Genomic DNA, 738 nt, shown 5'->3' with positions numbered 1-738 from the left:
GAATAACGTTAATGCAATCAAGACAAAAAATAACTTTTGAACCAACGAATCCCCCCCCCTTTTATATATAGTCGGTTATTCTCTATCTAAGTTCCTTCTTCAATTATTTATTGGGAATTAGAAGAAAGACCCCTACCAATTAGGTTTGCTGAAATAGGCTTTTTTCCGATCTCCCTTGCCCAAATTGATAATTGTCCGATATGGTGAATTTCATGAGCAATCGTATGTCGCACGATTTCTCCCCAAGTATCCGTCACTATTTTTCCATCCGGTGAGGTATCGTAAAACAAACGATTTTCCATACTTGCGTCCCAGTTATTCACAAAACTTTCCACTTCTAAATGAAATTCAGCGTCCAATTTTCGAACCTTTTTCAAGCTTTTATAACCATCGAAACTCTCTTGGAAGTCGGTTTTACCTTGTAAAAGACGTATCCAGCTCCATTCGACATCAACGATATGGAAAAGTGTATGCAATATACTACCCATTCCACCCGTCCTGTTTTGTAGAAGTTCTTCTTCACTTATCTCTTCGCACCAACGATACCAGTCTTCTCTTACCATCCAGTTATATCTAAAAAATATTTGCAAAAAAGCCCCTCCCCATTAACCTGTATCGACCCAATCTTAAACGTAAGGAATCTCCTTCCCCTCAACCAAGGCTTTCAAGTTTGCTAAAAACTGATTAAAGCCTTCTGAATTTACAGTAACTCTTATTCCGTTGGCTTCTTCATCTAAG

General features: G+C 38.2%; 1 protein-coding gene. It reads right to left on the bottom strand.

The genetic code is table 11. From position 1 onward, the window contains the following. Positions 1-107 precede the first annotated feature (107 nt). Entirely contained in the window at positions 108-590 is a 483-nt protein-coding gene (locus CHI06_RS28465; RefSeq protein WP_095251994.1) for a DinB family protein, read from the bottom strand. Between the last annotated feature and the right edge of the window lie 148 nt (positions 591-738).

Origin of the sequence: Bacillus sp. 7884-1 (genome assembly GCF_002272245.1) — a bacterium.
Taxonomy (GTDB): domain Bacteria; phylum Bacillota; class Bacilli; order Bacillales; family Cytobacillaceae; genus Neobacillus.
This window is presented reverse-complemented; position numbering and strand designations above follow the sequence as displayed.